The sequence below is a fragment of the Vibrio sp. ZF57 genome (assembly GCF_001691235.1).
In the GTDB taxonomy this organism is placed as follows: Bacteria; Pseudomonadota; Gammaproteobacteria; order Enterobacterales; family Vibrionaceae; genus Vibrio; species Vibrio crassostreae_C.
Window position 1 is genome coordinate 174,665 of sequence record NZ_MAKD01000056.1, and the last position, 25,286, is coordinate 199,950.

Genomic DNA, 25,286 nt, shown 5'->3' on the forward strand with positions numbered 1-25,286 from the left:
TGAGATCTCAGTTACTGTTATGTATCAAATTAACTTCTGTTTGATACTCGACCTTTAATATCCTGAAAATCACAGTTATAGTAACTCAGGTAATGAGAATTACAGCGGATCGCTGCACTCACAGGTAAATATCGATAGCCACACAAAAAGTAATAAATATTTATCGATAGTGAATATTCAAGCTCTTGGAGAATTGGTAGTACTTTGATGCCTCCCCAACAACTACAACATTGGTTTACCCAGCTAACTGCAAATAGTCCGTTCTTTTTTGCAGTACTTGATGCTCAACATAACTATTTTATGGTGAATGAGCGTTACTGCGATATTGCTGGTTTGAGTCAAACAGAGCTTGCAGGCATGAATGATCGCCAAACATTGGGCGAACAGTTCTACCAACATCTCAAGCCTTACTATGAGCGTGCATTCAGTGGCGAAACGATTGAGGCCGAAGTCACCCTCAACGAAACAGACCTCGATACCAGCCTTCATTTCAGCCTATCTCCGCTTACCAATGGCAACAAAACCGACTACATCGTCTTTCACGCCTTCGACACATCAGAAAACCAAGTACTTGTCCGTTCTTTAGAAGAATCCGAAGCCAAATTCCACAAACTATCTCAACTACTTCCAGATGGATTACTGCTCGTTGAAAGTGACTACATTTTGTCATCTAACCCAGCAGCAGCGCGCTTGCTTGGCTTTAACTCAACCACAGAGTTAATTGGTGAAGAGTTGGGACGCCTATTTATCGATGAACAAACCAAAACAGTCTTCAATAATAACCTCAGCTCTATTATTTCTGAGTCTGGTTTGGTTTGCTTAACGGGTGCACGATGCGGCTTTGAACGTAAGGTTCAGCTCAACATCGACTCCACCACTGTTCTTGGAAGCAACACTCAGTTGGTGCTTATCCAAGACGCACAAGAAACCGTAAAACAATACACACCGGCAAACAGTGAAGATGCCTACATCGATGCACTGACCAAGCTCTACAACCGAGTTGGGTTTACGAAGCGTCTTGAGCAGTTCATTCACAACGATACGCCGGTGGTGATGCTCTACTTAGACATTGATAACTTCAAGAATATCAATGACTCACTTGGTCATCACATCGGTGACAAGGTGATAAAAGAGGTCGCTTCGCGCCTTAAACGCTTACTGCCTCGTAAGGCCGTGATTGGGCATTTAGGCGGGGATGAGTTTGGTATTATCTTGCCAGAACCTGAACATCAGCGAACACCTGAAATGCTCGCTGAAAAGATCATATCCCTTATCAACCAACCCTTCGATCTTCACCACTTTAGCAAACGCTTAGCCTGCTCAATTGGTAGCGTGAGCTTTCCTCAAGATGGGACTGATGCTCGTATCTTGCTGCAAAATGCAGACACAGCAATGTATGAAGCCAAAGATCGTGGTCGCAACCGCCTGATCAAGTTCAACGAACAGATGAACAAAGAAGCGCGCATGCGACTGTGGCTTGAGATAGAGCTACAAAAGGCGCTGCAACAAAATGGACTTGAGGTTTGGTATCAACCTAAGGTCAATGCCCGTGACTTCACCATTAACGGCGCTGAAGCTCTAGTACGTTGGAAGCACCCTGTCGAAGGTTATATCAGTCCTGCTGCGTTCATTCCTGTGGCAGAGCGAGCTGGACTTATTGAACAACTTGGCCGAGTGGTAATGCGTGAAGTGTTTGCTACGGTTAAGCGCTGGAAGATGCAAGGTATCCTTCCAGGTCGAGTGGCTATCAACCTTTCACCAGAACAGTTTGGTAACCCAAAGCTGATTGATTATATGGAAAAATTGCTGCGTTCGACCGAGCTTGATCCAAGTGCGATTACGTTTGAGCTAACGGAAAGCGCGGTAATGAGTGATAGTGAACACACACTTCAAATGCTTAACGCCATCAAGAAACTTGGCTTTGCTCTCTCAATTGATGATTTCGGTACAGGTTACTCTTCACTGTCTTACCTTGCTCGCTTCCCAATTGATGAGCTTAAAATAGACCGTGCTTTCATCTCTGATATCGATACCCTACCAAAGCAAATTACCGTAATTGAAAACATCATCAACCTAGGTAAATCTCTCGATTTGACCGTGGTTGCAGAAGGTGTCGAAACCAGTGAGCAAGCGACTCTGCTGTCTAACCTCAACTGTAGTTCGATTCAAGGCTTCCACTTCTATCGTCCGCAACCAAAACAAGATGTCGAAGAGTTGTTTGCTCAAAACCGCCGTCATAAGAACTGATTAGACGATTCCAATACGCACCTCATTCAAAACCAAAGCAACACACAAAACTACCACTCGTCAGTACCTCAAACGGAGTAAAAGCAGATTTATCCATCTAAACCTGCCTTACATCAATTCCGTCATTCACAATTCTTCATAAAATGCTCGCTTCAACTTAATTCTACTGGTAGTGAGCAAATGGAACTCTTATGCCCAGCGGGTAACTTACCTGCTTTGAAAACCGCTATTGATTGTGGTGCGGATGCTGTCTATATCGGATTCAAAGACGATACCAATGCCCGACACTTTGCAGGCCTAAACTTTGCGGGTAAAAAGCTCGATCGTGCTGTGCAGTATGTGCATGACCACAACAAGAAAATTCATGTTGCCCTAAACACATTTGCTCACCCAAATGGCTTCGACCGTTGGACTAATGCCGTAGACAATGCTGCTGCACTGGGTGTTGATGCGTTGATCATCGCAGACATCGCGGTGCTTGAGTACGCAGCAAATAAGTATCCAGATCTAGAACTGCACCTATCAGTGCAAGCATCTGCGACCAATGCGGCGGCTATCGACTTCTACCATAAAAACTTCAACATTAAGCGTGTCGTACTACCGCGTGTGTTGTCGATTCATCAGGTCAAACAGCTTTCTCGTAACATCACTTCTGACGTTGACCTTGAAGTATTCGCTTTTGGTAGCTTGTGCATCATGGCAGAAGGCCGTTGCTACCTCTCTTCATACATGACAGGCGAATCACCAAATACTGTTGGTGCTTGTTCTCCGGCGAAATACGTTCGCTGGCAAGAAACAGAAACTGGCCTCGAATCTCGCTTGAACGAAATCCTTATCGATAAGTATGAAGCAGGTGAGAACGCAGGTTACCCAACGCTGTGTAAAGGCCGCTTTGAAGCCGAGATCGATGGTGAACGTAAGCGCTATCACGCACTTGAAGAGCCCACCAGCCTCAACACGCTATCCATGTTGCCTGAGCTTTTCGCGGCAAACGTTGCCTCAGTGAAGATTGAAGGTCGCCAACGCAGCCCGGCTTATGTTGAACAAGTCACTCGCACTTGGCGCGCAGCTATCGATCGCTACTTAGCGAACCCAGAACAATACCAAGTGGAACAAGCTTGGAATGCGACACTGGCGAATGTATCTGAAGGTACACAAACCACGCTTGGCGCTTATCACCGTAAATGGCAATAGAGCCAAATGGAGAACTCAATGAAATACGCATTAGGCCCTCTACTTTATTTTTGGCCAAAACAAGACGTTGAAAGCTTCTATGAGCAAGCGAAATCAAGCTCAGCCGATATCATCTACCTAGGTGAAGCGGTGTGTTCAAAGCGTCGTGAGATGAAAGCGAAACACTGGATGGACATTGCTAAAGAGCTGTCGGCTTCAGGTAAGCAAGTCGTACTTTCCACCATGGCATTGCTAGAAGCACCAAGCGAAGTCAACATCATGAAGAAGTACATCGATAACGGTGACTTTGCGATCGAAGCCAATGATGTGTCTGCTATTCAACTGGCCAGCGAAAGCAAAGTACCTTTCGTGGTTGGCCCGGCAGTAAACACCTACAACGCACGCACCCTGAACCTGTTCTTGAAACAAGGTATGACGCGTTGGTGTATGCCGGTTGAGCTTTCTCGCGAATGGCTAAGCAACGTAATGACCCAGTGCGAAGAGCTAAATATTCGTAACAAGTTCGAAGTTGAAGTGTTTAGCCACGGCTACCTACCGCTTGCTTACTCAGCACGCTGCTTTACCGCTCGCGCTGAAAACAAAGCTAAAGACGATTGCGAAACCTGCTGTATCAAGTACCCAACAGGGCTACAAGTAGAAAGCCAAGAAGGCCAATCAGTCTTCAACCTTAACGGTATTCAGACGCAATCAGGCTACTGCTACAACCTAGTCAACGATTTGCCAAATATGCACGACTTGGTTGATGTGGTTCGTTTAAGCCCACTCGGCATCGATACCTTCTCTGAAATCAATAACTTCAGAGCGAACGAGCAAGGTCAAAAACCGATGAAGATTGAAAGCCGCCAATGTAATGGTTACTGGCATCAGCTTGCAGGTTTAGACGTTAAGAACATCTAGTTCCTCGCATTGGACTAACCAGCAACAGATACAAAAAAGGTCTAGCGTTCGCTAGACCTTTTTAATGCGACTTAAGAAACACGGCCTATGCCGTCGCTGTTTCCATCGGTGAGGCATCGAGCTTCTTTAAGTCTTTGTAGAGCATTACCATCACCACCACACTTAGTGCGATGTTAGACAGTGGGTACGCAATCCAGATCCCCGGCACACCATACAACTTAGGCATAATGTACAAGAACGGTAGTTGGATAAGCATATTACCTATAGTCACAAACATCGCCTTGCTGCCCTTGTTCACCGCTTGATAGTAAGCAGCTGCGACTACCAAGAAGCCATCCAGCGCCAGTGCAAACATGTGAAGGCGAATACCCAACACGGTGTACTCAACCAACTGAGGTTCGTCTGAGTTAAATACTGATACAAACTCACGTGGGAACGCATTGAGAAGCAGCACGAACGCCACACCAATCAATACCGAACTCATCATCGCAATCTTAAGTAGCTTGCGGATGTTTGCTTGGTTACGCGCACCATGGTTGTAGCTCACCAATGGTTGTATGCCGTTGGCGATACCTTCAGCCGTGAGATAATAAACCGTCACGATGTAGCCCAAAATCGCGTAAGCACCGATCATCAACTGGTCGCCATATTGAGAGAACAACGCATTGTGCAACGCCACCATCATCGAACCATAAGCGTACATAAAGAAGCTTGATGTACCAATGGCGAAGATTTGTGGAATCACATCCAGCTTCAATCTCAACTCATTCCAACGTAAACGTAGGTTTGCTCGACGCGAGAAGAAGTAAGCCAAGCCGAGAGCCGTTACTACAAACTGGGCAATCGCTGTTGCTAATGCTGCACCCATCAACTCCCAGCCATAGAGAGCGATAAACAGGTAATCGAGCACGATATTAATCACCGCACCAACGATCATCAGTATCGTCGCTAAGTTCGGACTGTCATCGTTACGCAGTAGAAACGGCATCGCGATCGAACCTAGCGTGAAGACACTAGCACCAATCAGAATGTGTAAGTACTGCAGACCAAGTTCATACACTCGCCCTTCAGCGCCCTGCCAAAGCAAGAAGTTATCAGCAAACAAGAACAGCAATGCAGAGACAATAGGCGTTATCGCTAACAACAAGGTTAAGCCCGTTGCTAAGATCTGCTTAGCGCCTTGAGTATCTTTTTCACCTTGGCGAATCGAGACAAGCGCACCTGTGCCCACACCCACCAACATACCAATACCAAGAATCGAACCAATCACAGGCCACGCAACATTGATACCTGCAAGTCCATCAGCCCCCACATAGCGGCCAATGAAGATGCCATCCACCACTTGGTACAGGCCATTAACCAACATGGCCGCCACGGTAGGGATTGTGTATCGCCAAAATTGACGACTAATTGAGTTACTCATTTCTTACTCTACTTTCATTTGTGAGTCGCATATCAACAAGATATGACTCGAAAAATTAGTTAACAAGGCTAACTAAATATCTAAATTATTTACTTTAAAGCTTTATTTAATAATAGGTTTAACTGCTGAGATTCTTGCTCAGACAAACGGCTTTCCAGTATCTGTGCCATGACCTGATAGATCTTACTTTCTTCTTCCAAGCCGACTTCCGCTTTGCTGGTCAGTACGACCAACTTAGACCTCGCATCTTCGAGCGAAGCTTTACGCTCAACGAGACCTTTTCTCTCTAACCTTTGAACCATAGTAGTTGCTGAAGGCTTGGTTACTTGCATTTCAATCGCCAGATCTGTCAATCGGATCGGTTCAGGAGAGGCTTGAATGACCTTCAAATAGTCATATTCATTGAAGCTCAATTGGCAAATAGGATCTTCATTTACCTGAGTGCGCCATATCTTAGAGGCGAAGCGCTCAATCTTTTCTAAATTCTGGTTCAGCATACTCACCTAATCAAAGAATGGCATTTAGTTAGCAAGACTAACTATTTTAGTGTTGTTTAAATAAAAAGCAATCAAAACGAGATGAAGATCATAAAAAAGGAGCATAAAAAAACCGCTGACAGACAGCGGCTTTTCGGAATCAAAATGTGTTGCTTACTTAGCGTTGGCTTCTTCTTCGGCCTCAGCCAGCTTAACTTGCGCTAAGTGCTCAGCTTTAAGTGTGGTGAAGATACGGCTTAACTCTAAGAAAGAGTAACGATGTTCTACGTATTCATACACGTTAAAAGAAACCGCTAACTTGTACAAAGAGATAGCATTCGCGTAATCACCATTCATATGGTAACGCTTAGCAAGGTAGAAGTACGTCTCTGTTAGACGCTGCGCAAGTAACGTGTTGTCACGAGTACCGGTTAAGATCGCCTTGAAAGCCTGCTCTTCAGTAATGTCATCAAGCATAATCGCGACTAATACCCAACCCCACTGCTCATCACGGCTCTCGTAACGTTTTTGCAAATCAAGCTTAGCCTGCTCTGGCGTCAGCTCATGCTGAATGATGTACAACCACAGAGCGCGAAACGGATCGCTAGGATCGTCGGCATAGTGCTTCATCATCTCTTCATTGGCTAAGTCGTAACGCTCGCCATAGTAAAGCGCGATAGAGCGGTTCCTTTCTGCGTAAGAGTTTGCAGGATCAAGCTCTAACGTAGAATCAAAAGATTCATAAGCCGCATCAAACTCCCCTACCTGCGTAAAGTAAACACCCAAAAGATTGAAGATATCAGGTTGAGCAGGGTTCAATGAAAGAGATTGGTTGAAGTCGAGACGCGCGAGATCACGCAGGCCAACACTGTCGTAGTAGTTACCACGTTCAAGCAGCATCTTAGCTCGAACTTCATCGTTCAAATCTGGGCGCTGTAATAACTGACTAAGACGTGCAATTTGAACTTCTTGCTGAACGCTTGGTTGCAGTGGCACAGCCATCGGTGGATAAACCCAACTTGAGGTGTTATCTGATGTTGTCGCACAACCTGTTAGTACAAGCAGTAAACACATACTCGCGGTTTGAAACCATTTCACAAATAATTACTCCTGTTATGACCGCAATAAAAAAGGGGAGCGATATGCTCCCCTTTATAACATGCTTTGTTGACGATAGGTTAGAAATCACTAAAAAGCGATATCACCATCGACACACTGAGAATTACTCAGCAGCAGGTGCTTCGCCTTCAGCTGGCGTTTCAACTGCTTCTTTCATGCTTAGACGTACACGGCCTTGACGGTCAATTTCAAGAACCTTAACAGGAACTTCTTGACCTTCAGTTAGGTAGTCAGACACTTTCTCAACGCGCTTGTCAGCGATTTGAGAGATGTGTACTAGACCATCTTTACCTGGAAGGATAGTAACGAATGCACCGAAGTCAGCTAGACGAGCAACTTTACCTTGGTAAATGCGGCCAACTTCAACTTCAGCTGTGATCTCTTCGATACGACGGATAGCTTCTTTAGCAGCTGCGCCTTCAGTAGCAGCAATCTTGATTGTGCCATCGTCTTCGATTTCGATTGTAGTACCAGTTTCTTCACAAAGAGCACGGATAACTGCGCCGCCTTTACCGATAACATCTTTGATCTTATCAGAGCTGATTTTCATTGTGTGGATACGTGGAGCGAATTCAGAGATATCTTCACGAGCACCAGAGATAGCTTCATCCATTACAGAAAGGATGTGCTTACGTGCACCTTGCGCTTGGTTAAGTGCAATTTGCATGATCTCTTTAGTGATACCTTCGATCTTGATGTCCATTTGAAGTGCAGTGATACCAGCGTTAGTACCTGCTACTTTAAAGTCCATGTCACCTAGGTGATCTTCGTCGCCAAGGATGTCAGAAAGAACAACGAAATCGTCGCCTTCTTTAACAAGACCCATTGCGATACCCGCAACAGAAGCTTTGATTGGAACACCAGCATCCATAAGAGCTAGAGATGTACCACATACAGAAGCCATTGAAGAAGAACCGTTAGATTCTGTGATTTCCGATACAACACGAACTGTGTATGGGAATTCTTCAACAGAAGGCATTACTGCTTGGATACCACGTTTAGCAAGCTTACCGTGACCAATTTCACGACGCTTAGGAGAACCAACGAAACCAGTTTCACCTACACAGTATGGAGGGAAGTTGTAGTGTAGAAGGAAGTTGTCTTTCTTCTCACCCATCAGGCTGTCGATGATTTGAGCATCACGTTGTGTGCCAAGCGTTGCAGTAACAAGTGCTTGAGTTTCACCACGAGTGAATAGAGAAGAACCGTGTGTACGTGGAAGAACACCAGTACGTACGTCTAGCGCACGAACCATGTCTTTTTCACGGCCATCGATACGTGGGTTGCCAGCGATGATGCGGCTACGTACTACGTTTTTCTCTAGAGAACCAAGCATGCCGCGGATTTCGCGCTCATCTAGGTTTTCGTCTTGTGCAATTAGAGCTTCAACAACGTCGTTCTTGATTACGCCAACTTGCTCGTAACGAGCCATTTTCTCAGTGATCTGGTACGCGTCAGATAGACGAGTTTCAGCAAGTTCAGCAACTTGAGCTTTAAGCTCAGTGTTAACTGCTGGTGCTTCCCAGTTCCAAGATGGAGTTGCAACTTCAGCAGCAAACTCGTTGATTGCTTTGATTACAACTTGTTGTTGGTCGTGACCGTAAACAACAGCTGAAAGCATTTCTTCTTCAGATAGGTTATCTGCTTCAGATTCAACCATAAGTACTGCGCCTTCTGTACCAGACACAACTAGGTCTAGTTTAGAGTTTTCAAGCTCAGTATTTGATGGGTTAAGAACAAGTTCGCCGTCGATGTGACCAACACGTGCAGCACCGATAGGACCATTGAATGGAGCACCAGAGATAGCAAGCGCAGCAGATGTTGCGATCATAGTGATCATGTCTGGGTTTACGTCAGGGTTGATAGAAACAACCGTAGCGATAACTTGAACTTCGTTTTTAAACGCACTTGGGAAAAGTGGACGAATTGGACGGTCAATCAGACGAGCTGTTAGTGTTTCGCCTTCAGATGGACGACCTTCACGCTTGAAGAAACCACCAGGGATTTTACCCGCAGCGTATGTACGCTCTTGGTAGTTTACTGTTAGTGGGAAGAAGTCTTGACCTGCAACTGCTTCTTTCTTAGCAACAACAGAAACGAATACTGAAGTATCGTCCATAGTCGCCATTACAGCAGCAGTAGCTTGACGTGCAATTACGCCCGTTTCTAGAGTAACGGTGTGGTTACCGTACTGGAACGATTTTACAACTGGTTTTTCAAACATTGTATATCCTTAGCTCTAAAGTCAGACTTTAGATTAAGTGAATAATGACTCAAGACATTACCAATCGCGACTAGTGAAAAGGGACTTAGGATGGTGACTCTTTGTATGTGTTCATACGCCGAATTAAGACCAAATCCGCCTTTGAATAGTCGCGACCTATTGGCCGACATCTGTGACTGTAATCTCTTGAGAGGTTGATTGCCAAACGCTGAAAACGCTATAGGCGGGCGTAGTATAAACTATTTTTATTAGGAGATATATTTCCTATCAGAAAAAGCCAGATGATATTCTGAGCATCCAGCCTAGCATTTTCTTACAGGCACAAAAAAAGGAGCATAAATGCTCCTTTTCTTCAAACTGTCTTTGCAGACATCGCTATTAGCGACGTAGGCCTAGACGCTTGATTAGGTCTTGGTAACGAGCAAGGTTTTTGCCTTTCAAGTAATCAAGAAGCTTACGACGGCTAGAAACCATACGTAGTAGACCACGACGGCTGTGGTGATCGTGTTTGTGCGCTTTGAAGTGACCTTGTAGGTGGTTGATAGAAGCAGTAAGTAGTGCTACTTGTACTTCTGGTGAACCTGTGTCGCCTTCAGATTGTGCGTATTCTGCAACGATTGCTGCTTTAGTTTCTGCATTCAGAGACATAATTCTCTCCTGATAAGAGTAAGTTTATATTTGTAGCAGCCAATCTCTGATTCAGCCGCTACGCGAGCCGAGGATTATAGGGAAGTTTGTCAGTTGGTGCAATAACAATCGAACCCATTAAAAACGAAAAAAGCGAACCACCTAAATTAGGCGTTCGCTTTCTATCTTATTTGCTCACTTTTCACGACTCAGCGCTAAGATCCGATGTAAGCGCTACGCTTGTGGCTCTTCATCTCTGAAAACAACCAAACGCTTCGGTGCAACTCGGCCATCTTCAGCAATCTGAGCTACGCCGACAAACAGCTTCTCTTCGCCACTTGTCATACGAACCGTGCCTTCAGTTGGCGCACCAGCAACCTGAACTGGCATACCGTGCTGAACTAGGTCAGTCAGTTCCGCGTTCAGGTTTACTTCTGGTAAGTCTTCAACGGCAGTGTCCATTGGCATCAGCAGTGGATCAAGCAGCTCTTTCGGTGCAATTTCTTGCGCCTGTGCTTGCTCTAGGATCTCGTTTAACTGCTCCAAAGTCACCATACGCTCGTATGGGTACTTTGCGACACCTGTACGACGAAGCATGGTCACGTGAGCACCACAACCTAGCATTTCACCAAGGTCGTCGGTAATTGTGCGGATGTATGTGCCTTTCGAACAATGCACTTCCATTTCAACTTCATCACCTTCAAAGCGAAGCAGTTCAATAGAGTACACAGTGATCTTACGAGACTCACGAGGAACCTCGATACCTGCACGTGCGTATTCGTACAAAGGCTTACCTTGATACTTCAATGCCGAAAACATTGATGGTATCTGATCGGTTTCACCCTTGAAGCTCGCAATGCAACGTTCAAGCTGTTCTTGAGTCACGTTAACATCACGTGTCTCTACCACTTCACCATCAGAGTCAGAGGTATTGGTACGCTCACCAAGCTTAGCGATAACAACGTAGCGCTTATCAGAATCTAGAAGAAACTGAGAGAACTTCGTTGCTTCACCAAGACAAATTGGCAGCATGCCAGTCGCAAGAGGATCCAGAGCACCGGTGTGCCCTGCCTTCTCTGCAAAGTAAATACGCTTTACTTTTTGCAGTGCATCATTAGACGAAATGCCAGTCGGCTTATCTAATAGAATTACCCCGTTGATAGGGCGACCTTTACGACGGCGAGCCATTACTCTTCGCCCTTAGACTGAGCTTCGTCAGTGCGGCCAGCTTCTTCTTGCTTACGCTTATCATCGTTCAGAACTTCACTTACTAGGTTAGACATACGCATGCCTTCTACTAGTGTGTTGTCGTAAGTAAAACGAACTTCAGGCGTTAGACGGTGGCGAATACGCTTACCAAGAGCCATACGAACTGGCACTTCATGCTCTTTAAGAGCTTTAAGGCATGATTCAGGAGTTTGCTCACCAACACACAGGAAAGTCACGAACACTTTTGCGTAAGCAAGGTCACGAGACACTTCTACGTCTGAGATAGTTACCATACCAATACGTGAGTCACGAACTTCACGTTGTAGGATAAGAGCAAGCTCTTTTTGAAGCTGCTGAGACACACGTTGTGTGCGGCTAAATTCTTTTGACATTTTCTTTTCTCACTTAGAAAGATGGGGGGCTTGGTAATTACCAGCCCCCCATGGTGTATTCAACAACCGATTACTTATTACCTTTACTAGTAATGTTAGTAACCTTAGTCAATATGTCGAGTCGTACAGACTGATTAGTCTAGAGTACGTTTAACCTCAACGATTTCGAATACTTCGATCTGGTCACCAACGCGAACGTCGTTGTAGTTCTTAACGCCGACACCACACTCGTAACCGTTCTTAACTTCTTGTACGTCATCTTTAAAGCGACGAAGTGACTCTAGTTCACCTTCGTAGATAACAACGTTTTCACGAAGTACGCGGATTGGGTTGCTACGCTTAATCGTACCTTCAGTCACGATACAACCAGCGATTGCACCAAGTTTAGGCGACTTAAATACGTCACGAACTTGTGCAAGACCAATGATCTCTTGACGGAATTCAGGAGCAAGCATACCGCCCATCGCCTGTTTAACTTCGTCAATCAGTTGGTAAATGATTGAGTAGTAACGTAGATCTAGGTTTTCGTTCTGAACCGTGTTACGCGCAGTTGCGTCAGCACGAACGTTGAAACCAAGGATGATAGCGTTAGAAGCTGCAGCAAGCGTTGCATCAGTTTCAGTAATACCACCAACACCAGAACCTACGATGTTCACTTTCACTTCGTCAGTTGACAGTTTCAGTAGAGAGTCAGCAATCGCTTCTACAGAACCTTGAACGTCAGCTTTAAGTACCACGTTAAGCTCAGCAACTTCGCCAGCCGTCATGTTCGCGAACATGTTCTCTAGTTTCGCTTTTTGTTGGCGAGCTAGTTTAACATCACGGAATTTACCTTGACGGTAGTTCGCAACTTCACGTGCTTTACGCTCATCACGTACAACAGTCGCTTCATCGCCTGACGAAGGAACACCAGAAAGACCTAGAATTTCTACAGGAATAGATGGACCTGCAGTTTCGATGTCTTTACCGTTTTCATCACGCATTGCACGAACACGGCCGTACTCTTGACCACAAAGAACGATATCGCCTTTGTTTAGAGTACCAGACTGTACTAGTACTGTTGCAACTGGACCACGACCTTTATCAAGACGAGATTCAACAACAACACCAGACGCCATGCCTTCTTTAACCGCTGTAAGTTCAAGAACTTCAGACTGAAGAAGGATAGCTTCTAGAAGACCATCGATGTTTGTACCCTGTTTAGCAGAGATGTGAACGAAGATGTTCTCACCACCCCATTCTTCAGGGATAACGTCGTATTGAGCTAGCTCATTCTTAACGTTGTCTGGGTTTGCACCCTCTTTATCGATCTTGTTCACAGCAACAATCAGAGGAACGCCTGCCGCTTTCGCGTGCTGGATTGCTTCGATTGTTTGTGGCATTACGCCATCGTCTGCTGCAACTACAAGTACAACGATATCTGTCGCTTGAGCACCACGAGCACGCATAGCTGTAAACGCCGCGTGTCCAGGAGTATCAAGGAAAGTGATCATACCGTTGTCAGTATCTACGTGGTAAGCACCAATGTGCTGCGTGATACCGCCAGCTTCGCCAGAAGCAACGTGTGCTTTACGAATGTAATCAAGTGTTGAAGTTTTACCGTGGTCAACGTGACCCATGATAGTAACAACAGGAGCACGACCTTCAGCGATAGCATCGCTATCACGGTCAGCTAGTACTGCTTCTTCAAGTTCGTTTTCTTTACGTAGGATTACCTTGTGACCCATTTCTTCAGCAACAAGTTGTGCTGTTTCTTGGTCGATCACTTGGTTGATAGTCGCCATAGCGCCCATCTTCATCATTACTTTGATAACTTCAGTTGCTTTAACTGACATTTTGCTAGCCAGTTCAGAAACAACGATAGTTTCGCCGATAGCAACGTCAGATTTAGCAACAGTTGCTGACTTATCGAAGCCTTGCTGCATTGAAGTTGGTTTAGCAAGCTTACCTTTACCGCCACGACCACGCTGGTTACGACCACCACGGTTGTTTGCAGGTTGGTTAGCAGGAGCTGCTTTCTTCTTGCGACGACGAGGTGCTTTCTCATCTTTCTTATCTGCCGCATCTTCAGCTTCACGAGCGTAAGTAGAAGTAGTCACATGGTAATCCGCAGATTTCTCTTGCTCTTTCTTCTTCTTCTCTTCTTCAGACCAACGTTCTTGGTTCTCTTCTGCTAACTTACGAGCTTCTTCAACAAGCTTAGCTGCTTCAGCTTCTGCTTTACGAGTTGCTTCTAGCTCTTGACGAGCTTTAAGTTCATCCGCTTCTTTTTTCGCTTGTGCGTTAGCGTCTGCATTTTTTGAATTCATGTCTTTTTTAGCCTTTTCAGCTTGTGCGCGTTGAGCCTTCTCTTCAGCTTCACGTTTTGCATCCGCTTCACGTGTTACTTTTTCTTCGGCTTCGCGCTGTGCTTTCTCTGCAGCATCACGTTTCGCTTGCTCTTCAGCATCGCGTTGTGCTTTCTCTTCCGCTTCACGATTAGCTACTTCCTCAGCTTCACGTTTCGCTTCATCTTCAATAGTGCTGCGCTTCACGTAAGTACGCTTTTTACGTACCTCTACTTGAACATCCTTACTCTTACCGCCTCCAGCGGCAACACTTAGCGTGCTGCGGGTCTTGCGTTGAAGAGTTAAACGAGTCGGTTCTGTTTCGCCTGAAGTATCGCCGTGCTCCTTTTTAAGGTGCGTTAGCAATGTTTGCTTCTCTGAATCAGTCACTTGATCCGACCCTGCTTTCTTCATGCCTGCATCAGCAAGTTGTTCAATTAAGCGGTCAACTGGCGTACCAATCTCTTCACTCAGTGCTTTAACTGTTAATTGTGTCATACCGCTTTCTCTCCTTGCTGAATTATTCTTCGTCGCCGAACCAACAGATGTTACGCGCAGCCATAATTAGCTCGCCTGCACGCTCTGCAGTTAGGTCTTCGATGCCTTCTAGTTCATCAACGCCTTGGTCAGCTAGGTCTTCCAGTGTCGCAACGCCTTTTGCTGCTAGCTTGTAAGCCATTTCACGCTCAAGACCTTCAAGTGCAAGTAAGTCTTCAGCAGGCTCAACACCGTCGAAAGTTTCTTCTTTCGCTAGCGCTAGAGTAGTCAGTGCGTCTTTTGCGCGGTTACGTAGTTCTTCAACGATACCTTCGTCTAGACCGTCTACTTCAAGAAGCTCGTTCACAGGAACGTATGCTACTTCTTCAAGCGTAGAGAAGCCTTCTTCAACAAGCATTTGAGCAAAGTCTTCTTCAATGTCTAGGTGCTTCATGAAGTTTTCAATAGAGGCAACTGCTTCTTCTTGGTGCTTCTTCTCAAGATCAGCAACAGTCATTACGTTCAGTTCCCAACCAGTAAGTTGAGACGCTAGACGTACGTTTTGACCGCTACGGCCAATCGCTTGTGCTAGGTTATCCGCTTCAACAGCGATATCCATAGAGTGTGCGTCTTCATCAACGATGATTGAAGCAACATCAGCAGGAGCCATTGCGTTGATTACGAATTGAGCCGGGTTATCATCCCAAAGAACGATATCGATACGTTCACCACCAAGATCGTTAGAAACAGCTTGTACACGTGCGCCACGCATACCAACACACGCACCAACTGGGTCAATACGTTTGTCGTTTGTTTTCACAGCGATTTTAGCACGAGAACCAGCGTCACGTGCAGCACCTTTAAGTTCAATTAGCTCTTCACCAATCTCAGGCACTTCAACACGGAATAGTTCAGCTAGCATTTCTGGCTTCGAACGAGTAACGAAAAGCTGGAAACCACGAGCTTCTGGTTTAACTGCGTAAAGAAGACCACGAACACGGTCACCTGGACGGAAGTTTTCACGAGGAAGTTGGTCATCACGAAGGATTACCGCTTCAGCGTTGTTACCTAGGTCTAGAATAATAGTGTCACGGTTAACTTTCTTAACTGCGCCAGTTACTAGCTCGCCTTCGTTATCGATGAACTGCTCAACGATTTGAGCGCGTTCAGCTTCACGTACTTTCTGTACGATAACTTGCTTAGCCGTTTGAGTCGTAATACGGTCAAACGTTACTGATTCGATATCATCTTCAATGAAACCGCCAAGTTCGATCTCTGGGTCATCGTACTTTGCAGCTTCAATAGAGATTTCTTTTGTTGGGAATTCAACTTCCTCAACAGCTTCCCAACGACGGAAAGTTTCGAAATCACCCGTTTTACGGTCAATTTCAACACGAACTTCAATTTCTAGTTCGCTTTTCTTTTTTGTTGCCGTTGCAAGCGCGATTTCAAGCGCTTCAAAAATACGCTCACGAGGAACTGCTTTCTCATTTGAAACAGCTTCTACTACCGCCAAAATTTCTTTGTTCATTAATCTAGCCTCTTAAGCTCTTCTCTCTAGGAGAACTAAAATTTAGGGATCAGGTTAGCTTTCGCAATATTGCTCAGGACGAATTCTTCTTCTTGTCCTTCAACCAATACTTTCACTGTCTCGCCTTCGATAGATTGGATATCACCTTTCCATTTACGACGGTTGCCGACAGCCATTTTCAAAACGATGCTTACCTCGTGACCAATAAATTGTTGGTAATGCTCTGCTTTGAACAGTGGTCTCTCTAAACCTGGTGAAGACACTTCAAGGTTATAAGCCACTGAAATTGGATCTTCAACGTCCATTACGGCACTTACTTGGTGGCTAACTTCAGCGCAATCATCTACATTGATACCGTTTGGTGAATCGATGTAAATACGTAGCGTTGAGTGCTCACCAGCACGAATAAATTCTAATCCAACTAACTCATAACCTGATGCTGCTACTGGAGCGTCAAGCATTTCAGTAAGTTGTCTTTCTAAACCAGTCATTTAACCACTCCAGAAACAAAAAAAGGGCTCAAAGCCCAATTTAAATTCCAAGCAAACATTATCTAAATACATTTACAAATGCTTAGATAACAAAAAACCCCGTATAAGCCGGGGTTTTTGTTGCTGGACCCTTATATGTTAAGTGCCATCACATTCGATATCGCACCTAACTCACAGTGAGGTTCACACTGTGCAAACTTGCTACCAATACAAGCTATATAATAGCATTGAAATTGGTTGCGGGAGCCGGATTTGAACCGACGACCTTCGGGTTATGAGCCCGACGAGCTACCAAACTGCTCCATCCCGCGTCCGACTTGCGAGCATTATACGCCCAACAAGATGTTTTACAAGTTTGTAAACATGGTGCCGAGAGAGGGACTCGAACCCTCACACCCTAAGGCACTAGCACCTCATGCTAGCGTGTCTACCAATTTCACCATCTCGGCATCAAATCTTTACAGATTATTGTGGAATTTCGTCGCCTTGCGCCGGAACTTCACTCACTGCATCATCAGCTGGTTGAATCACCTGACCTTGGGTCGGGTCAATCCATTGTGACTCAGTTTTATGTGTAGACATATTACCAAGCACTAAGCTAAGGATAAAAAATGTAGTTGCAAAAATTGCAGTCATTCGGGTAAGGAAATTTCCTGAGCCACCAGCACCAAACACAGTGTTTGAAGCGCCAGCACCGAAAGAGGCTCCCATATCTGCGCCTTTACCTTGTTGAATCAACACTAGGCCAATTACACCAAGCGCTGCCAACAGGTAAATCACAAGTAGAACTGTAAACATTTTTCCACCTATGTTCCTAATTGTTGAGCCAGCGCCGTTCAAAAAACTATTTTTAAGAACAAGGCTAGCGACCTCCTAACTGAAGGCCGAGCAATACTAGCGAATGCGACGATGGCTGACAAGGAGAATTTGCTAAAAAATAAGCCTTTACCAAGTGAATGGTCAAAAAAAGGTCAAAAGCGACACAAAACTCATTTATGTCTCTTTTGACCGTTATATCTTTTGACCGTTATATAAGTCAACCACTTCTAATCACAAGCGCTATTCGCTGCGCCAGCTAAGTAAAAGGTTAAATTAGCAGTTTGCTTTTACTGCATCTGCAATCTTAAGCGCTGATGCTTGAACAAGCTCTGCATCTTCGCCTTCAACCATGACACGCAGTAGTGGCTCGGTACCAGACTTGCGTAATAGTACACGGCCTTTCTCGCCAAGCTCTGCTTCTACTTCAACAACCGCTGCTTTTACCGCTTCGGCTTCTAGTGGGTTTGAATCTCCGCTGAAACGAACGTTTTCTAGAACTTGAGGGTACAACGTCATGCCCTGAGACAACTCATTCAGTGTCATTTCGCTATCAACAACTGAAGCCAAAACTTGCAGAGCAGCAACGATAGCATCACCCGTCGTCACTTTATCTAGTAGGATAACGTGCCCCGAGTTTTCAGCGCCGATCTTCCAGCCTTTAGCAAGAAGCTGTTCCATTACGTAACGGTCACCAACAGCAGCACGTACAAACGGAATACCTAACTGCTTAAGGCCGTTTTCCATACCCAGGTTGGTCATTAGTGTACCAACAACGCCGCCTTTCAACTCACCGCGACGCAGTGCATCACGAGCAATAATGTAAGCGATTTGGTCGCCATCAACTTTGTTGCCTAGCTCGTCAACCATGATGATACGGTCACCATCACCATCAAAGCCAAGACCTAATGCCGCTTTTTCTTCAAGCACTTTTGCTTGCAGAGCACGTACATCCGTCGCACCGACTTCGTGGTTGATGTTAGTACCGTTTGGCTCAACACCAATCGCAACGACCTCAGCACCCAGTTCTTTAAATACAGCAGGCGCAATGTGGTAAGTCGCACCATGTGCACAATCGATAACGATCTTCATGCCAGCTAATGTCATTTTATGTGGGAACGTACTTTTACAGAACTCGATGTAACGGCCAGCCGCATCGTTCAAACGTACTGCTTTACCTAGCTCTGAAGAATCAACACATTCGATGTCTTTATCCAACTCTGCTTCAATTGCCAACTCGATATCGTCCGGCAGTTTTGTTCCCTCAGAAGAGAAGAACTTGATACCGTTATCGTAGTATGGGTTGTGTGATGCAGAGATAACAATACCGGCTTCAGCGCGGAAGGTTTGAGTTAGGTAAGCCACAGCAGGTGTTGGCATTGGGCCAGTAAACGTAGCCTGAAGACCAGCAGCAGCAAGGCCAGCTTCTAGCGCTGACTCAAGCATGTAACCAGAGATACGAGTATCTTTACCAATGATGACTTTCTTTGTGCCTTGCTTCGCAAGAACACGACCCGCAGCCCAGCCAAGCTTCAGAACAAAATCAGGTGTAATCGGGTACTGGCCTACTTTGCCACGCACACCATCTGTGCCGAAATAACGTCTTTTATCAGACATAGTGATTTTCCTTAATTATATTTAGTGATTGTTGTTCATCACTTCGATTATTTTCATCGCTTCCAGTGTCTCCTCGACATCATGAACGCGAATAATTTGTGCGCCTTTCATCGCGGCAATCGTCGCGCAAGTGACGCTTGCGACCATGCAGTCGGCCGGAACCTTGTCTAGCAATTTAAAGATCATCGATTTTCTCGACATCCCCGCTAAAACAGGTAAGCCTAACGAATGAAACTTTTCAAGATGCGCTAATAGGTGATAATTGTGTTCGATGGTTTTCCCAAAGCCAAAGCCAGGGTCAAGGATCAGCTGATCTTTTGAAATACCCACCGCCTCACACGCTTCTACCCTTTCTTGCAAGAATGCTTCTACATCCTGAAGAACATCATCATAACTTGGGTTAGCTTGCATGGTTCTCGGCTGACCTTTCATGTGCATCAGACAAATCGGAACATTAGCATCAGCGGCGACTTGTAATGCTCCAGGCTCTTGCAAAGCGCGCACATCATTGATCAAATCAGCGCCCGCTTCAACAGCTTGGCGCATCACTTCAGCTTTACTGGTATCAATGGAGATCCACACATCAAACTTGGTACGAATGGCTTTAATAGCAGGAATGACACGGGCAAGCTCCTCTTCTAACGAAACATCAGGAGCGCCAGGTCGAGTTGACTCACCACCAATATCGATAATGCTAACGCCCGCTTGAACCATGCGTTCAGCTTGCTGTAAGGCATTATCAAGTGAGTTAAATTTCCCACCGTCAGAGAAAGAGTCAGGGGTGACATTGAGGATGCCCATCACATGTGGGCGATCTAACACGAGAGTTTTATTCTTTGCTTTTAATATCATGGAAGGCCGATCTTAAAGGGAAAAACACCATAGGCTATAAACAGAAAAACCCTGAGCGTACTCAGGGTTTTAATTGATAGTTTAGCGATTAAGAATCTTTGTTTTGAGCATCATCTGATTCAGATTTAACTTCTTCAACTTTCGACTCTTCAGCTTTTGGTTCCGCTTTAGCTTCTTCTGCCTTAGCTTCAGGTTTTGCTTCTTCCTTTGTAGGTTCAGCTTTTACCTGATCACCCCAACCAGCTGGATCACGAATCTCTTGCTTACGCTCCATCAAGTCATCAATTTGACCTGCATCAATCGTTTCAAACTTCATTAGCGCGTCTTTCATCGAATGCATGATATCCATGTTATCTTCAAGAATCTTCTTAGCTCTATCGTAGTTACGGTCGATAAGGATACGAATCTCTTCATCGATAAGCTTAGTCGTGTCATCAGAAACGTGCTTAGCTTGGCTCATGCCGCGACCTAGGAAAACTTCACCTTCTTCTTCTGCGTAAAGAAGAGGACCCAATTTCTCAGAGAAGCCCCACTGCGTAACCATCTTACGAGCAATATCAGTTGCACGTTCGATATCGTTAGACGCACCAGTTGACACTTTGTCTTTACCGTAAATAAGTTCTTCAGCAAGACGACCACCGTACAGGCTAGAAATCATAGACTCTAGATGTTGGCGAGACATGCTCACACGATCTTGCTCTGGCAAGTACATGGTTACACCAAGCGCACGACCACGTGGAATGATTGACACCTTGTACACTGGATCGTGTTCAGGTACCAAACGACCAACAATTGCGTGACCCGCTTCGTGGTAAGCCGTTGACTCTTTCACTTCTTCAGACATAACCATTGAACGGCGCTCTGCACCCATCATAATTTTGTCTTTCGCAAGTTCAAACTCAACCATAGATACATTGCGCTTGTTACCACGAGCAGCAAATAGCGCCGCTTCGTTCACAAGGTTCGCAAGATCTGCACCAGAGAAGCCTGGAGTACCACGAGCGATCAGCGACGGTTCAACATCACCTGATAGTGGCACTTTACGCATGTGTACTTTAAGAATCTGTTCACGACCACGTACATCCGGTAGACCAACCACAACTTGACGGTCAAAACGACCAGGACGAAGTAATGCAGGGTCTAGTACGTCTGGACGGTTAGTCGCAGCGATAACGATAATACCTTCGTTACCTTCGAAACCATCCATCTCAACCAACATTTGGTTCAGTGTTTGTTCACGTTCATCGTGACCACCACCAACACCAGCGCCACGTTGACGACCTACAGCATCAATTTCATCGATAAAGATGATACAAGGTGCCGCTTTCTTCGCTTGTTCGAACATGTCACGCACACGAGATGCACCAACACCAACAAACATTTCAACGAAGTCAGAACCAGAGATAGTAAAGAACGGTACTTTCGCTTCACCGGCAATCGCTTTTGCAAGCAATGTTTTACCCGTACCAGGAGGACCAACCAACAGGATACCTGTCGGGATCTTACCACCTAGCTTTTGGAAGCGGCTTGGGTCACGAAGGTAGTCCACAAGCTCTTTCACGTCTTCTTTTGCTTCGTCACAACCAGCAACATCAGCAAACATGGTTTTGATTTGTTCTTCGCTCATCATTCGAGCTTTACTCTTACCGAAAGACATCGCGCCTTTACCGCCGCCGCCGCCTTGCATTTGACGCATGAAGAAAATCCATACACCAATCAGTAAGATCATTGGGAACCATGAGATGAAGATAGTGCCAAGCAGGCTCTGCTCTTCAGGTGGTGTACCCTGAACTTTTACGTTTTGATTAATTAAGTCATCAAGTAGCTTTTGATCATAAACAGGCATGTAAGTTACATACTTAGAACCACCACCACGACGTGTGAAAGTGATTTCGCTGTTATTGAACTGTGCGTCTTGAATCTGGCCTTGGCCAACTTCCTGTACAAACGTGGTGTAATCTACTGCTCTGCCGTTACTTTCCCCAGGGCCGAAGCTCTGGAATACCGACATCAACACTACCGCGATAACAAGCCACAGAATTAAATTTTTTGCCATGTCACTCAAGGTGTAAGCCTCTCGATAACTAATTGTAATTAAAGGTAGGGTACTACAGTTTGTAACCTGTAGCCATGTTGTTAACTCTCACTCTTGGAAGAGAATCGTTAACCTTTGTAACCAGTGGCTACGATAAACACTTCACGAGATCGAGCTCGAGAAGAGTCGGGTTTTCTAACTTTTACTGTTTTAAACATCTCGCGGACGTCCTTAACGTATTGGTCAAACCCTTCGCCTTGGAATACTTTTACAACAAAACTACCATTGGTAGCTAGAACTTGTCGACACATATCCAAAGCTAATTCAACTAAATACATAGCTCTTGGCTGATCCACAGAATTGTTGCCTGCTATATTAGGTGCCATATCTGACATCACGACATCAACCATGTTTGGTTGTATACGTTCCAACAAGGCATCTAGCACAGCTTCTTCGCGGAAATCGCCTTGTAAAAAGCTAACACCAGCAATCGGATCCATTGGTAACAAGTCACACGCAATGATTTGTCCGTTGTCTCCAACAATCTTAGCAGCATATTGAGACCAACCGCCAGGTGCTGCACCCAAATCCACAATGGTCATCCCAGGAGACAGCAATTTATCTTTCGTTTGAATCTCTTCCATTTTGAAATAAGCACGTGAGCGATAGCCTTTCTTTCTTGCTTCGTTTGCGTACTTGTCGTCGAAGTGTTCCTTCAACCAACGGCCTGAACTGGCCGAGTGTTTCTGTTTGCTCATTGGATACCTAAAGTGGAGGAAAGTACTAATTGCCGAATAAATTATAGTCTTCAGCATTAGATGGCGTTAAAATAGGTTTTTTCAACCCTAATAGTAAAGAAAATTGGCCGCGTAATGAACCTAAGTACCAAACAAAAGCAGCATCTAAAGGGCCTAGCTCACAGTTTAAAACCTGTAGTGCTAATGGGCGCAAATGGACTTACTGAAGCTGTTCTAGCGGAAATCGAATTAGCTCTAGATCACCACGAACTGATCAAAATTAAAGTTGCATCAGAAGACCGTGAAACTAAGCAGCTGATTATCGATGCAATTGTACGTGAAACTAAAGCTGAGAAAGTACAGACTATCGGTAAAGTTCTAGTACTGTTCCGTCAGTCAGAAGCACGTAAAATCGAGATTCCACGTAAATAAGCGAGTTTGATATAAGCTAACTTCACTAATAGGAAGCCACAGCGCTTATCTTTTAGTGTAGCGTGAGAAACGAAAAAGGTCGCATTTAGCGACCTTTTTACTTATCAGAAACAAAGAAAATTCAATTAGATATATTCTACTTTGTCGATTTCGAAGTCTTTGTCACCACCAGGGGTAGAGATCATGACTTCGTCGCCTTCCATTTTACCGATAAGACCGCGAGCAATTGGCGATTTCACAGAAATGCGACCCGTTTTGATGTCTGCTTCGTCTTCTGAAACGATTTGGTAGCGGAACTCATCATCGGTATCCACATCAATCAGTGTCACTGTCGTACCAAAGATAATCTTGCCCGTATTATCCATTTGCGTTACATCGATGATCTGAGCCAGTGATAGCTTATATTCAATATCACGGATCTGAGCTTCACAAATACCCTGCTCTTCACGAGCGGCGTGGTATTCAGCATTCTCTTTCAGGTCACCTAGTTCACGTGCTTCACCAATAGCTGCTGAGATAACAGGGCGTAGCTTAAGTAGGCGATCTAATTCGTCACGTAGCTGCTGAGCGCCACGTACTGTCATTGGAACCTTTTCCATTTTTTACCTCTATGCCAAAGCTTTCTTTGGCCAACATAAATACACCCAACGTATTTATTGGGTGATAGAAACAAAACGATTTGGCTTAGTGTAAACAAACTTTATGGCTAAATCACCTTTATTCCACTTTGCGTTATAAAAGCTTTATCTAGGTCTAAATTACAGACATCACAAAAATGAATAATAACCTCCCCATCAATAAGTTGAGAATTAAATACCTAAAAAAACAAAAAACAAACAAAATAAACACAGATCACACTTTTATAAAAATCATTTTAAAACAAACACTTAATCAACAAGAGATATAATAAAACAGTGTTCATTTTTTAGTTTTATATCATTTTACTAACTGACCATGGAACTTTAGAGGTAAAAAGTAACCCATGGATTGCACTGGCATTTTTCAGACTTCTGTTCTAATCATGATTATGAAGCCTGATTAATACAGGCAATACACAAAAGGGTTCAAATCCTTGATAAAACTTCTATGGACAGTAATTAGGAAATAATAACATGAACAAGACTATGATCGCGCTTGCTGTATCTGCTGCAGCTCTTGCTACTAACGCAGTGGCAGCGGACGGTAAACAAGCTGGTGGTATCGAAGGTACATCTGTATACAGCTCAAACGGCACTTCTCTAGAAATCGGTGGTCGTGCTGAAGCTCGTCTATCTATGAAAGATGGCAAAGCTGAAGACAAAACACGTGTACGTCTTAACTTCCTAGGTAAAGTTGAAATCCAAGACGGCCTATATGGTGTTGGTTTCTACGAAGGCGAATACGAAGCTAACGATAGCAGCGCAACTAACAGCGACTCTATTGACCACCGCTACACTTACGCTGGTATCGGCGGTACATTCGGTGAAGTAACTTACGGTAAAAACGACGGTGCGCTAGGCGTAATCACAGACTTTACTGATATCATGTCTTACCACGGTAACTCAGCAGCAGACAAACTTGCAGCAGCAGACCGTACTGACAACATGCTTTCTTACAAAGGTCAATTCCAAGACCTAAGCGTTAAAGCAAGCTACCGCTTTGCTGACCGTTCTGAAACTAACGGAGAGTTCAACGACAACGGTGAAGATGGTTACTCTCTATCTGGTATCTACGCAATCGGCGATTCTGGCTTCAAGCTAGGTGCGGGTTACGCTGATCAAGACCTAGACAACGAATACATGCTAGCGGCATCTTTCCGCACTGAAGCTCTATACTTTGCAGGTGTATTCACTGACGGTGAGAAAGAAGCTGACACTCTACGCCGTACTGTAGATTACACAGGTTACGAATTTGCAACTGCGTACACGCTAGATAAAACTGCGTTTACTCTAACGTACAACAACGCAGAAACTAACGATGAGACTTCTGCAGATAACGTTGCAATCGATGCAACTTACTACTTCAAGCCTAACTTCCGCACGTACATCTCGTACAACTTCAACCTAATTTCTGAAGGTGACAAGATCGGCGGTACATCTCTAGTAAACGGTAATGCATCTAAAGCTGACGCTGAAGACGAGCTAGCTCTAGGTTTACGTTACGACTTCTAATTCTGATTATCTA

General features: G+C 44.9%; 21 protein-coding genes and 2 tRNA genes. 5 read left to right on the forward strand and 18 right to left on the reverse strand.

The window, feature by feature from the left end:
• The first annotated feature begins 207 nt into the window (after positions 1–207).
• The 3 genes from A6D97_RS06525 (at position 208) to A6D97_RS06535 (ending at position 4,338) form a co-directional block, all read left to right on the forward strand.
• The gene (locus tag A6D97_RS06525) at positions 208–2,247 is read left to right on the forward strand and encodes a bifunctional diguanylate cyclase/phosphodiesterase (protein WP_065584046.1); all 2,040 of its coding nucleotides are present in this window, start codon (positions 208–210) and stop codon (positions 2,245–2,247) included.
• A 180-nt stretch (positions 2,248–2,427) separates the two neighbouring features.
• Positions 2,428–3,441: a peptidase U32 family protein gene (locus tag A6D97_RS06530; RefSeq protein WP_065584047.1), complete on the forward strand. Its 1,014-nt coding sequence runs from the start codon at positions 2,428–2,430 to the stop codon at positions 3,439–3,441.
• A gap of 18 nt (positions 3,442–3,459) precedes the next feature.
• Complete coding sequence (locus tag A6D97_RS06535) at positions 3,460–4,338, forward strand: U32 family peptidase (RefSeq protein ID WP_017059237.1); 879 nt, start codon at positions 3,460–3,462, stop codon at positions 4,336–4,338.
• 85 nt (positions 4,339–4,423) lie between these two features.
• Here the strand turns inward: A6D97_RS06535 and A6D97_RS06540 are convergent, their stop codons facing one another.
• The 17 genes from A6D97_RS06540 to rlmE form a co-directional block, all read right to left on the reverse strand.
• Positions 4,424–5,761 (reverse strand): MATE family efflux transporter, encoded by a 1,338-nt coding sequence (locus tag A6D97_RS06540; protein WP_065584048.1) that lies wholly within the window; start codon positions 5,759–5,761, stop codon positions 4,424–4,426.
• A gap of 89 nt (positions 5,762–5,850) precedes the next feature.
• Positions 5,851–6,258 carry a MarR family transcriptional regulator gene (locus A6D97_RS06545; RefSeq protein WP_017056675.1) on the reverse strand — a complete coding sequence of 136 codons (408 nt, stop codon included), beginning with the start codon at positions 6,256–6,258 and terminating at the stop codon, positions 5,851–5,853.
• A gap of 153 nt (positions 6,259–6,411) precedes the next feature.
• Positions 6,412–7,335 (reverse strand): lipoprotein NlpI, encoded by a 924-nt coding sequence (nlpI, locus tag A6D97_RS06550; RefSeq protein WP_065584049.1) that lies wholly within the window; start codon positions 7,333–7,335, stop codon positions 6,412–6,414.
• Between the two features lie 124 nt (positions 7,336–7,459).
• Entirely contained in the window at positions 7,460–9,580 is a 2,121-nt protein-coding gene (pnp, locus tag A6D97_RS06555; protein WP_017059234.1) for a polyribonucleotide nucleotidyltransferase, read from the reverse strand.
• A 378-nt stretch (positions 9,581–9,958) separates the two neighbouring features.
• Positions 9,959–10,228 carry a 30S ribosomal protein S15 gene (gene rpsO, locus A6D97_RS06560; RefSeq protein ID WP_010436144.1) on the reverse strand — a complete coding sequence of 90 codons (270 nt, stop codon included), beginning with the start codon at positions 10,226–10,228 and terminating at the stop codon, positions 9,959–9,961.
• 213 nt (positions 10,229–10,441) lie between these two features.
• Complete coding sequence (gene truB, locus A6D97_RS06565; protein ID WP_017059233.1) at positions 10,442–11,395, reverse strand: tRNA pseudouridine(55) synthase TruB; 954 nt, start codon at positions 11,393–11,395, stop codon at positions 10,442–10,444.
• Positions 11,395–11,808 carry a 30S ribosome-binding factor RbfA gene (gene rbfA / locus A6D97_RS06570; RefSeq protein WP_017059232.1) on the reverse strand — a complete coding sequence of 138 codons (414 nt, stop codon included), beginning with the start codon at positions 11,806–11,808 and terminating at the stop codon, positions 11,395–11,397. Before rbfA ends, truB begins: the two co-directional genes overlap by 1 nt.
• Before the next feature lie 134 nt (positions 11,809–11,942).
• Positions 11,943–14,633 (reverse strand): translation initiation factor IF-2, encoded by a 2,691-nt coding sequence (infB, locus tag A6D97_RS06575; RefSeq protein WP_017059231.1) that lies wholly within the window; start codon positions 14,631–14,633, stop codon positions 11,943–11,945.
• A gap of 22 nt (positions 14,634–14,655) precedes the next feature.
• The gene (nusA, locus tag A6D97_RS06580; RefSeq protein WP_017059230.1) at positions 14,656–16,143 is read right to left on the reverse strand and encodes a transcription termination factor NusA; all 1,488 of its coding nucleotides are present in this window, start codon (positions 16,141–16,143) and stop codon (positions 14,656–14,658) included.
• A gap of 35 nt (positions 16,144–16,178) precedes the next feature.
• Complete coding sequence (gene rimP, locus A6D97_RS06585; protein ID WP_004738265.1) at positions 16,179–16,634, reverse strand: ribosome maturation factor RimP; 456 nt, start codon at positions 16,632–16,634, stop codon at positions 16,179–16,181.
• A gap of 234 nt (positions 16,635–16,868) precedes the next feature.
• Positions 16,869–16,945 (reverse strand) — tRNA-Met (locus A6D97_RS06590).
• A 53-nt stretch (positions 16,946–16,998) separates the two neighbouring features.
• Positions 16,999–17,083 (reverse strand) — tRNA-Leu (locus A6D97_RS06595).
• 16 nt (positions 17,084–17,099) lie between these two features.
• Positions 17,100–17,432 (reverse strand): preprotein translocase subunit SecG, encoded by a 333-nt coding sequence (secG, locus tag A6D97_RS06600; protein WP_065584050.1) that lies wholly within the window; start codon positions 17,430–17,432, stop codon positions 17,100–17,102.
• Positions 17,433–17,726: 294 nt separating this feature from the next.
• Complete coding sequence (gene glmM, locus A6D97_RS06605) at positions 17,727–19,067, reverse strand: phosphoglucosamine mutase (protein WP_017059393.1); 1,341 nt, start codon at positions 19,065–19,067, stop codon at positions 17,727–17,729.
• A 21-nt stretch (positions 19,068–19,088) separates the two neighbouring features.
• A complete protein-coding gene (folP, locus tag A6D97_RS06610; protein WP_065584051.1) occupies positions 19,089–19,919 on the reverse strand; it encodes a dihydropteroate synthase in 831 nt (276 codons plus the stop codon).
• 88 nt (positions 19,920–20,007) lie between these two features.
• Positions 20,008–21,975 (reverse strand): ATP-dependent zinc metalloprotease FtsH, encoded by a 1,968-nt coding sequence (gene ftsH / locus A6D97_RS06615; RefSeq protein ID WP_017059395.1) that lies wholly within the window; start codon positions 21,973–21,975, stop codon positions 20,008–20,010.
• A 107-nt stretch (positions 21,976–22,082) separates the two neighbouring features.
• Positions 22,083–22,712, reverse strand: coding sequence for a 23S rRNA (uridine(2552)-2'-O)-methyltransferase RlmE (gene rlmE / locus A6D97_RS06620; protein WP_017059396.1), 630 nt, complete (start codon positions 22,710–22,712; stop codon positions 22,083–22,085).
• A gap of 114 nt (positions 22,713–22,826) precedes the next feature.
• On the opposite strand from rlmE, the gene yhbY reads away from it, so the two are divergent.
• A complete protein-coding gene (yhbY, locus tag A6D97_RS06625; protein ID WP_004738252.1) occupies positions 22,827–23,123 on the forward strand; it encodes a ribosome assembly RNA-binding protein YhbY in 297 nt (98 codons plus the stop codon).
• A 125-nt stretch (positions 23,124–23,248) separates the two neighbouring features.
• Here the strand turns inward: yhbY and greA are convergent, their stop codons facing one another.
• The gene (greA, locus tag A6D97_RS06630; RefSeq protein WP_017059397.1) at positions 23,249–23,722 is read right to left on the reverse strand and encodes a transcription elongation factor GreA; all 474 of its coding nucleotides are present in this window, start codon (positions 23,720–23,722) and stop codon (positions 23,249–23,251) included.
• Between the two features lie 513 nt (positions 23,723–24,235).
• Here greA and A6D97_RS06635 point away from each other — a divergent pair.
• A complete protein-coding gene (locus A6D97_RS06635) occupies positions 24,236–25,273 on the forward strand; it encodes a porin (RefSeq protein ID WP_065584052.1) in 1,038 nt (345 codons plus the stop codon).
• Positions 25,274–25,286 lie beyond the last annotated feature (13 nt).